Annotated in this window: 10 protein-coding genes; all 10 read left to right on the forward strand. The window is 54.6% G+C overall.

All coding sequences use genetic code 11. The features are described 5' to 3' along the window. Positions 1-59: 59 nt before the first annotated feature. The 10 genes from LQR33_RS09320 to dnaB all read left to right on the forward strand — a co-directional run bounded on the left by LQR33_RS09320 (position 60) and on the right by dnaB (position 9,451). Positions 60-869 carry a nucleotide-binding protein gene (locus tag LQR33_RS09320; RefSeq protein WP_231468646.1) on the forward strand — a complete coding sequence of 270 codons (810 nt, stop codon included), beginning with the start codon at positions 60-62 and terminating at the stop codon, positions 867-869. A gap of 17 nt (positions 870-886) precedes the next feature. Continuing rightward, positions 887-1,660 (forward strand): P-loop NTPase family protein, encoded by a 774-nt coding sequence (locus LQR33_RS09325; RefSeq protein ID WP_231468648.1) that lies wholly within the window; start codon positions 887-889, stop codon positions 1,658-1,660. Further along, complete coding sequence (locus LQR33_RS09330; RefSeq protein WP_231468650.1) at positions 1,653-2,117, forward strand: hypothetical protein; 465 nt, start codon at positions 1,653-1,655, stop codon at positions 2,115-2,117. The genes LQR33_RS09325 and LQR33_RS09330 overlap by 8 nt, the downstream gene beginning before the upstream one ends. A 44-nt stretch (positions 2,118-2,161) precedes the next feature. Further along, a complete protein-coding gene (locus LQR33_RS09335) occupies positions 2,162-3,823 on the forward strand; it encodes a hypothetical protein (protein ID WP_231468652.1) in 1,662 nt (553 codons plus the stop codon). Positions 3,824-3,877: 54 nt separating this feature from the next. Beyond that, complete coding sequence (locus tag LQR33_RS09340; RefSeq protein ID WP_231468654.1) at positions 3,878-4,081, forward strand: DUF3717 domain-containing protein; 204 nt, start codon at positions 3,878-3,880, stop codon at positions 4,079-4,081. A 12-nt stretch (positions 4,082-4,093) separates the two neighbouring features. Beyond that, complete coding sequence (locus tag LQR33_RS09345; RefSeq protein ID WP_231468656.1) at positions 4,094-4,414, forward strand: hypothetical protein; 321 nt, start codon at positions 4,094-4,096, stop codon at positions 4,412-4,414. Then, entirely contained in the window at positions 4,415-4,912 is a 498-nt protein-coding gene (locus LQR33_RS09350) for a carbon-nitrogen hydrolase family protein (protein ID WP_231468658.1), read from the forward strand. It begins immediately after the preceding gene. Then, positions 4,909-5,604, forward strand: coding sequence for a carbon-nitrogen hydrolase family protein (locus LQR33_RS09355; RefSeq protein ID WP_231468659.1), 696 nt, complete (start codon positions 4,909-4,911; stop codon positions 5,602-5,604). Before LQR33_RS09350 ends, LQR33_RS09355 begins: the two co-directional genes overlap by 4 nt. 1,077 nt (positions 5,605-6,681) lie before the next feature. Next, complete coding sequence (locus LQR33_RS09360) at positions 6,682-7,998, forward strand: replication initiation protein (protein WP_231468661.1); 1,317 nt, start codon at positions 6,682-6,684, stop codon at positions 7,996-7,998. A 22-nt stretch (positions 7,999-8,020) separates the two neighbouring features. Next, complete coding sequence (gene dnaB, locus LQR33_RS09365; RefSeq protein ID WP_231468663.1) at positions 8,021-9,451, forward strand: replicative DNA helicase; 1,431 nt, start codon at positions 8,021-8,023, stop codon at positions 9,449-9,451. The last annotated feature ends 167 nt before the right edge of the window (positions 9,452-9,618 follow it).

Genomic DNA, 9,618 nt, shown 5'->3' on the forward strand with positions numbered 1-9,618 from the left:
TGATAAACATGTAATACAATATTTGTGGAATATTTCGAAAACTAACAAGGAGTGTCACAATGTCCACCTCTATCCAAGAAGCAGGCTGCGCCTCAGCCGATACCACCGAATGCCCGCGTGGCAAAAAGGGGTTCAATCAGCAGATATACCTGTTCCATGGTGATAAAGGCGGGGTAGGCAAGTCCTTCATCTGCCAGGCTTTTGCCGACTACATGCTGTTAGCGGGTCATCCGTTGGCGGTGATCGACGCCGATACGCGAAACCCGGATGTGATCCGGATGTTCGACGGAGCAACCGAGTGCCAGACTATCAACTTGCGACGCGATGACGGCTGGATGGAGGTCATCGACTTCATCAAGCAGCATGCTGATAAGCACATCGCCATTTCGCTGCCGGCCGGCATTGGGGAAGCCATGCAGAAAGAGTTCGTAGACTTTTGCCGCTTTCTCAAGATGAAATTGCCAGGCAAGCCGGAAGTCGTGATGTTCTGGGTCATCAACCTGTTCCCCGACAGCGTTAACCTGCTCAAGGAAAGCCTCAACGACGTCGGCGAACACGTTTCCAAGGTCATTGTGGTGCGCAATACCGTCTTCGGTGACGAGTCAATGTTCTTCATCTGGGAGGAGTCTCCGCTCAAGGCCGAGTTAGAGAAAAAGAAAATGTCGATGACCTTCTCCATGCCGGCTTTGCACCTGCGCGTTACGTCCAAAATCTTTGCCGACCCCGAGTGCATGATGCCATTCAGCAAGGCAGCCACCAACGCCGATGCGTTCAATCTGACCCCGAGCGAGCAGTTCAAGCTGGAAACCTGGGTTACCAACGATGCCAAGGAACCGCTCGACCAAGTGCGGGCCTTCCTGAAACTGTAATTTTCACTGGTGAAAACATGCCAACCGTTTGGATGGTATCGGGTAACAAGGGGGGGGTCGGCAAGAGCATAGTCTCGGTCGGCCTGACCCAGACCCTAATCAATGAATGCGGCAAAGATACTGTGGCCGTCATCGACGGTGACGGCCGCACCCCGGATGTCTACCGCATCTGCCTGCGCAAAATGCCGGCGCGCGCACTCGACTTCCGTCGCCTCCGTCCCGACAGCCCTCAAAACATGACCGAGGATGAATACTTCGACGTGATTCACAACATGCTGCGCGCATCGGATCACGTGGTCATCAATACGCCAGATGGGGCAGACGATCAGCTGATGGGGTGGTTCGATTCGACCCTGCAATGCACCGAGAGCATGTCCGGGGCCGAGCCCATTATGTTCAAATTCCTGTTCGTGCTGAACACCATCGAGGATGGACTCGAATATCTGCCGGCCCTTGCCGATCGCTTCCAGATGCTCTACCCGGTGCGCAATCTGCACTTTGGCGAGGTTGACCGCTTCAAGACCTTCAATCACAACGCGGCAGGGGCGTTCCGGCACGTCATCGATTTTCCGGCCCTGGGTGGCTTCGAGTTCGACCGGATCAAGGCTCTCAAGGTGTTGCCACAGGCCTATGTAGATCTGCGCAGAAGCCGGCAACAACCTCAGCCGATCGCGCCCACGGTGCTATCCAGGCAACGTGTGCAGAACTGGCTCTGTGCCGCGCATGAAGCCTTCTATCACCCCATCTATGACGATCTGTCGAATCTTAAGCAAGGAATAGTTGATGAGTGACACTGATGAAGAGTTGAGCCCAAACAGTGGGCTCGTCAAAGCAATCGAGCGTCTGATTGGGCACCCTCTAACGTCCGATCAGGTTCAGTATTGGCAGCGCCTCCAGGACATGCATGGGGTCTCCGACGACGACCCCATAGTCATGATCTTCGTGTTGTTGGGTGTCCATCAGCACCTGTTCAATGACGTTCCAAAACGCATCCAGGAAGCGACCGACAAAGCGATCGCCATCCATCGCACTACGCTGGAGGACCAATCGAATATAGTCGCCAAACGGCTGCTTGAGCAGTTGACCCCGATGTTCATCAAGGCGGTTAACGAATCCAGGCGGAACGGCGATATCAATGGCGTTACGCCTTCAGGTAACACGATGCTCTTTGCGAATGACTGGTGGAAACCCGCAGGCCTGTGCTTTCTGGCTTCGCTTGCCGGAGCCGTGGCGGTGAAGCTGCTCTAGGTAACGCGCTTCAATCGGCTCATATCAACCATAGAGGATTTATTATGCATCCACTAATTGAGAACTACCCCGACTACGATGCGGTGTTGATTCGCACCGATAGCGGCATGGCCAAGGATGAACGGTTCATAATCCGAGCGTTTACAACCTTCGGTTTCGAGGACGTCAGCACGGGCGATGACCTCGAATTCCGACACACCGAAATCGGAGTCACTATGTCCTGCGATGGCGATTCCATTGCCATCTACAAGAACGACGACCCCCAGACGATTGTCCGCACGTACAGCGACCTGTTCATGATCCTCCGCAATTTGGATTGGACTGCAGCCAAACTGTACTGCACCGGTGATGCCAGCGAACGGCTGCATGAACTGGCCGGCTTCATTCCAGCATCGTACGACACACTCGAACTGGATCTTGGAGTCGAAGCGAGCCCTCTCCCAGAGGTCAAAGAGTTGCGTGAAACCATCCAGGTTCATCAAGCCACCGTCGAGCCTACGCTCAGCCTGGCCGAGCTGGCTGCAGCTGCCCAAGCACCGGTGGATAGCCTGTTCGTACCGCCTCTACCACCAAGCGACATTCCGAATTCGAGCGCGGAGTTGTTCGTGCCAGCGGATCGCGAAGTCGCGAATGTACCTGTTGTGAGCTCGCCGGCAGCGTCCAAAGAGGTAGTCGAACTCAATAAATCCAGCTTTAGCCCCCCGACGCCAACTGCACCGGCTGCAGAGCCTCACCCTCTGGTACCGCCCTCGCCCCCGGTATCCGCCAGCGCGCCGGTTGCCATCCTAGAATCCTTGGCAGCATCGCTCATACAAGTGGTCGCCAATCAGACGCAGCAATCGGATCGGCTACTTGATCTTTTAAATCTCATGCTTATGGAGAAGACCATGAACCATTTTGCTGCGGCGCTACCGACTGATGCGCTCTTCGTCGCTTTCGTCGAAAAACCCAATCTTTCCGCCTTGGCCAAGTTGGGCTTCACACAAGATTTCAAAGTCTGGTCGCATGAGGAATTCGGTATCAAGGTCGACGCCGGTTTCCTGGTCATCACCAAGGATGTGGCAGATCCGGTGTGGTTCAACGAGTTCCTGACCAAGATAGGGGGCAAGGTGCGTCGCATGTGGAAAGCGGAAGAGTCGCTGGTCGGCATGGTTGTCGAGGAACGCATGTCCCCGGCTAGCGCGTTGCCCAGCGAAGTGGCAAAGCCGGTATCGTCCACAAGCACTCAGGCACCGCAGTCCGAATTGGAACCGGTTTTTCCGAGCCCTCAGTTCGAACCAGCATTGTCGATCGAGACGTCTATCTCTCAGGTCCCAGCGTCCGATCAGTCAGCTGCAGAAGAAAACCTACAGCTCCACTATCCGCCTGCGCTCGACATACCTGCCGACACTGTCGTCGAGGGCGCGGAACCAGCTGCTGCTCACGCGGGCCCAGACGAACCGATCCACTACCAAGCGCCTGCGGATCAGCTGTCGCCTGGCCAACGCATGGTGGCTGAACAGATGCTCAGCTCGATGACCATGATGCTGGCCGAGGTGTTCAAGCTGCAGGACACCCGGGCAATAATTGAAGCCCAGATGCAGCGGCTGGAGGCCTCGGTGAATGGTCAGATCCATACGGCCCCAGGTTTTCTCGGTACACCTCCACATGGACTGAATGGGCACGCGACGCACCACACGGACAGTGCACCGGCGCTCGCATCGTAATCCGTACGGTACGCCAGGGCAGGGCAACCTGCCCCTACGCAGGAGGATGACCCCGTGGAAAGCATTGAACTACATGAGTTGGAGCAAGCGATCGGCCGCTGCATCCATGCAGAGAAAAAGCAACCGTATCGGCTGCCGGCAGACGCCAGCAAGATGGCCAATGTGCTGGGGCAGATGATCTACCACCAAGTCAAGAGCTGGCCGTTCGAGCGCACAACACAAGCCGAGGTCGAGGCGTTTCATCGCTGGAAATGCTAGGGCGTTGCCGGCATGGCTTCGGATGAGGTGATCGGCGATCTGCTGCATTGGCTGTCGGCGCTCCAAGGCGACGAACAGCTCCTGCAGCTCGCCCGCTACCGCGCAAAAGACGATCAGGCCGTACAGGAACTGGAAACGCTTATGCGTTACTTGCATGCCTGCCGCTCGGATATCCAGGAGCTACTTGAATTGCTCGAGGCGGATCCAAGCGGAGGTGCTGACGACCTGGACGAGTTGCTGGATCTGCTGTGCAGCGAGGTGGCGATGATCGGTCAGCGCATCAGAGATGGACTTGCGCAAGTGAGTCGCCGCGGGGTTCGGATGGAGAGATAGATGATAGTGATGTTTCCAGTGCTGGTGGCAATCGCCGCCGGCATCATTGGTTATTCCGGGGTGACCGCGGGACTCGCGGCTGCCCCGTTGGTCGCGATCGCCTGGGGGATGGCGACTAGTCGTTGGCAGGCCTTCCTGGTGATGTTTGGCTATTACCTTGCAGCTGGGCGCGGGCTCTTTCACGGTGGTGGCGTTTTTTTCGCTGGAGAAAACACGGCAGCGGCTCACTCGTTCTGGTGGGGGCTGGCAGTTTGGTGCGGCCCCAGCATTGTTCTTGCGCTCGCTTGGGTGGCGTGCTGGAACCTCGCCGCGGCGCATTGGCGCTTGCTGCTCGCCGTTTTGGTGGTCAGCGTCCCCCCTATCGGCCTGCTTGGCTGGGCCAGCCCAGTCGCAGCAGCAGGGGTATGGTTCCCAGGTACCAGCTGGATGGGGATGCTCCTCATGCTGGGTAGTATGACGGCGCTGTCCAGATTGGCCCAAGGCTGGAGATTGCAATGATCGAGACCCTTTCCAAGCACTGGCATTACCTGACCTTGGCCGTGGCCGTGGCGATATCCGGCGTTGCCCATCTGACGGAGCAACCGGCCAAGCGGCCTACCGGATGGGTCGGGGTGGATACCCACGTAGGCAAAACCGATGGTTTCCAAGCGCTGCAAACGGTGCAGAACTCCGCCTTGATGGCAATACGCAACGGCGGAAAGCTCGTTGTGTTTCCGGAGGCGGTCGGCGGGGATTGGGATCTGAATCGCCTCTACTGGAGCGGCTATGAGCATGCTATGGCTCGGCGCGGCGTAACGGTGCTGATTGGCGCAGAGAAGCGACTGGACGATCGACGGCGGGTCAACGCATTGTTCTCGGTTGGCGCGCAGCCCAACATGGTACTGCATAGCCGCGTGCCAGTTCCGCTGGGCATGTGGAACCCGTGGTCGAAAACACGCCACTTCGTTAGTGATTGGGCCGGTACTGGCACGATCAAGATCAGAGACCAGCGCGTGCTCTACCTGATCTGTTATGAGCAGCTACTGATGTGGCCCGTCCTGCGCGGGCTCTGGAATAAACCTACGATCATCGTCGGCTCGTCCAACGCCTGGTGGTCAAAGGGCACCACAATTCCGGGGATTCAGAATGCAACGCTGGAAGCCTGGGGACGGCTATTCAAGATCCCATTGGTTACGGCGGTAAACACCTGACCCCTGAAAAAGAAAGCTCCGAGTGGGCGCTCGGAGCTTTCTCAGACTGGCCGCAGTGCGGTTTCGCAATGACACCAGGTACAACGCATTTAGGATTTTTATTCTACTGATTTTTAAGCATTGGCTCAAGCCAGGGACTTATATGATCGAGCAGGCCATGTATATGTAAAAATATATGATTAATATTGTATCAACATACTTGCCGAGTTCTCGGTAAAGTTCCAAAGGAAGGTAGTCTCCACGCGAAGCAAGGGCAGGATGAGGCATCCTGGTCAGTGAACGGGTGGTGTACGTCTATGATAGCCACCATTCGGAAGGTGAACGCTTATGAGAGCGCTCAACCAGTAAATGGGGCTTTCGTGCGTCCTATAGCCATCAAAAACGTACACCTTTCTCAGCAAACTAGCGATTTCCAACGCTCCGACGTGGCATCCAGAGGTCTACAACGTGGATTCGATCACAAACGTTCACCTTGCTCAGCTACTGAGATCATAAAGGTTCACCGTTCTGGCCCAACATCCCGCAAACCCAATAACGACGTGGGTTGTGACTTCCTCTGGAAGGAAATCAGAAACGTACACCACAGCATCAGAGAGGGGCGCTTTGCATCATATCAGTACGCTTTGCCACTATCACAAAAGGACACCTTGCCACGTATTGGCCATCATAACTGGCTACCTTGCATCACAAACGTTATCTTTACATCAAAAAACACCAGTAAAATCAATAGCTTACAACGCCTTAAATGCTTGCTTGTTTTTTAAAATCTTGCTGGCTAGCTTTGTCATTACAATGAAAGAATCGCTCGGGTGTCCACCTGGCGCAACCTGGGTGCAAGCTATTGAGAGCCAGCCTTTTGATGCAGCTCAAATCAGTACACCTTTGCCTAACTAGCAGAGAAGAAAACCGTGAAATCACAGACACTTACCTTTCAGCCGACATAGGTACCCTCCCAGTCATGAGCACCCTCACGTCATACAATCGCCGGTCGCTCTCAAAGGTGTACGTTTTTGATATTGACATCTGGATTGGTCCTCTCTAAGGTGTACGCATAAAATCAATCAAGGACACCTTTCCATGTCTGCCCCTAATCCGGTGGTAAAGCAGCTCGCCTTCGAACTATTCGAAGAAGCAGAGCGAAACAATCTGCCAATCACCGATATCAAGAAAGACATCGGCCTTAATCGTTCTAACGCCACCATCCATGTAAAAGGCAATAATCTTCCCCTACTAGGTAGGCGCTTAGTCAATGCGTTTTACTTTGTAGCGCATCGTGATGCACTCGAGGTCGAGCAACATTCTGCCCCATTGGACTATTTTAAGTGGCTGGCGGGCTACGATAGCACCAACCACAAATACCTGAAGCAGACGATTCGCGGGGTCCAGCAAACACTGATCGATATTCAAATCGAAAATGAGGCCACAGATACCTCAAAAGAGCAGTGGGCCAGTATTCCATACATCGGAGAGGTGTATTTCACCGGTGGGCGAGTCTACTTTACTGTGCCGAAAAGTTTGCGACGCCAGCTCCAGCAGCCGAAGTCATTTACCTATCTCTCTTTGCGAATTAGCAACGCCTTCACGTCCGAGTACGCCCACAACTTGTACGAGCGTTGCTCTGCGTTTCATTTCCAGGGTGCGACCCCGTGGTGGACCGTTGACGAGTTTCGACAGATTACGAATACCTCTGAGTTGAGCTCTTACGACGAGTTCAAAACGCTGAAACGCAAAGTCATCCAAGCGGCTATCGATCAGATCAACGAGCTTTCTGACATATACATAGAATTAGAGACACGATCCATTCAGGGAAGCAAAAAAATCGGATGGCTACGCTTCACGATCGATAAGAACATCCATGGCAAACTGGTTTTGAGCAGACCACTCGACGAGGATACCTTCCAGATATTGAAGGAAGAATTCGCACTGACCCCGAATGAGATCAGCGATATTTCCCAATGCTATGACCATGATTACATCCGCTCCAAGATCGATTTCACCCGACACAGGATGGAATTGGCTGAGAAAAAAGGGAATCGGATCGAGTATCCCGGCCGCTATTTCTTGAAAGCGCTGAAAGAAGATCTATCGCTGCCCAAGGCCATCAAAGAGACCGCCACCGAACAGCAGGCGCTCCAGCTTCATATGGAAAAGTCGACGCAGTTGATTGCCGATGAGTCGCAAAGCCAGACCGATCGCATCTCGATCTACCTGCAGTCGGTCTCGTCGGAGGCGTTGCAGAGCCTGATGGATGGCTTCCGCAAGTCTGCGTTGTTCACCCCGTTTCGCAAGCGACTCGGCGACGATCCTATCGACTTGGACGAGAACAAGGCTGTGCGCGCCGCTTTTTACGGTTTTGTTGCCACAACCGTTCCCGAACTCTTCAAACAACCATAACTATTCTCGGCAGGAGTGAAACATGGGCTCGGATGAGATGATCGAAGTTCCGGAGGTGAGACCCCACCTCAAGGTTCCACCACAATCCTTGGAAGCTGAACAGAGTGTGCTGGGTGGACTCATGCTGGATCCCAATGCCTGGGTGAAGATTGCCGACCTCATCACGGAGTCCGAGTTCTACTACCTGACGCACCGCTTCATCTACCAAGCCATCGGTCGCCAGATCGAGAACAATCGTCCTGTCGATATCGTGACGGTTTCGGAGGCGTTGGACCGCCTTGGCCAGCTTGACACTATTGGTGGCATTGCCTACCTGGCCGAGCTGGCACAGAACACGCCGAGTGCGGCCAACATCAAGCGCTACGCCGAAATTATTCATGATCGTTTCCTGTTGCGTGAGCTGGCCTCAGCGACAACGGATATCCAGGAGAGCATCTTCAACCCGGAAGGGCGCGAAACCCGTGACATCCTGGATGACGCCGAGGCGAAGGTGTTCCGTATCTCGGAAATGCACCAGAAAGGCGGCCAAAATTTCAAGAATGCCACCACGGTGCTCAGCCAGGTGATCGAGCGTATCGATATGCTGTACAGCCGCGACGATGATAGCGTCGTGACGGGTATTGCCACCGGCTTTATGGATCTAGACATCAAGACCACGGGGCTGCAGCCTGGAGATCTGATCGTCCTCGCGGGCCGCCCGTCCATGGGCAAAACCGCAATGGCGCTTAACATTGCCGAGCATGTCGCGATCGAACAAAAGAAGCCAGTTGCGATATTTTCGTTGGAAATGGGTGATAGCCAGTTGATGACCCGCCTGTTGAGCTCGGTGGGTCGGATCGACCAGCAACGCCTCCGGACCGGTAGGCTTATCGACGAGGATTGGTCCAAATTGTCGGTGGCCACGACCAAAATTGCTGAGTCGTCAATCTATATTGACGAAACAGCGGCTCTCAGTGCTATCGAGATTCGCGCGCGCAGCCGACGTCTGGTGCGTGACCTTGCGATGAAAGGCATCAACAATGGCCAGCTTGGTTTAATCGTGATCGATTACCTTCAGCTGATGACCAGTTCATCCAGCAGCAACGGGAAAGAGAACCGAGCGACGGAGCTCGGGGAGATATCAAGGGCGCTGAAAGGGTTGGCGAAGGAATTGCAGGTGCCGGTAATCGTGCTCTCACAGCTCAATCGGTCGGTTGAGCAAAGAGCGGACAAGCGGCCCATGATGTCCGATATTCGCGAATCCGGTGCGATCGAACAAGATGCTGATCTGATTCTTTTCATGTTCCGCGAAGAATATTACAAGCCCGACGACGAGCACCTCAAAGGCAAGGCCGAAGCGATCATCGGCAAGCAGCGTAATGGCCCGGTCGGCAAGGTGGCGTTGACTTACATGGGGGAATACACGCGATTTGAAAACTTTGGGATACCTGGTGGATACCATCCAGCTGACTAAATTGGCAGGCCGAGCATAGGAGGGAAGGGGCGGAGTCGATCCGCCCTTGTTTGTTTGCGTCGCCGGAAAAAACAACCCCGCCGAAGTGGCGGGGTGAGTGATGGAGCTTGCTGCGTGCCAGTTAAGCATCAGGTCGCTGTGGCCGGTGTAAGTTCTACAAATATTTG

Origin of the sequence: Chromobacterium piscinae (assembly GCF_021129175.1) — a bacterium.
Lineage (GTDB): Bacteria > Pseudomonadota > Gammaproteobacteria > Burkholderiales > Chromobacteriaceae > Chromobacterium > Chromobacterium piscinae.

Bases quoted from the DNA above. Each gene is read 5' to 3' on its own strand.
- LQR33_RS09345 (WP_231468656.1), top strand. From the start codon at position 4,094: ATGGCTTCGGATGAGGTGATCGGCGATCTGCTGCATTGGCTGTCGGCG.
- LQR33_RS09330 (WP_231468650.1), top strand. From the start codon at position 1,653: ATGAGTGACACTGATGAAGAGTTGAGCCCAAACAGTGGGCTCGTCAAA.
- LQR33_RS09355 (WP_231468659.1), top strand. From the start codon at position 4,909: ATGATCGAGACCCTTTCCAAGCACTGGCATTACCTGACCTTGGCCGTG.
- LQR33_RS09350 (WP_231468658.1), top strand. From the start codon at position 4,415: ATGATAGTGATGTTTCCAGTGCTGGTGGCAATCGCCGCCGGCATCATT.
- dnaB (WP_231468663.1), top strand. From the start codon at position 8,021: ATGGGCTCGGATGAGATGATCGAAGTTCCGGAGGTGAGACCCCACCTC.
- LQR33_RS09320 (WP_231468646.1), top strand. From the start codon at position 60: ATGTCCACCTCTATCCAAGAAGCAGGCTGCGCCTCAGCCGATACCACC.
- LQR33_RS09325 (WP_231468648.1), top strand. From the start codon at position 887: ATGCCAACCGTTTGGATGGTATCGGGTAACAAGGGGGGGGTCGGCAAG.
- LQR33_RS09360 (WP_231468661.1), top strand. From the start codon at position 6,682: ATGTCTGCCCCTAATCCGGTGGTAAAGCAGCTCGCCTTCGAACTATTC.
- LQR33_RS09335 (WP_231468652.1), top strand. From the start codon at position 2,162: ATGCATCCACTAATTGAGAACTACCCCGACTACGATGCGGTGTTGATT.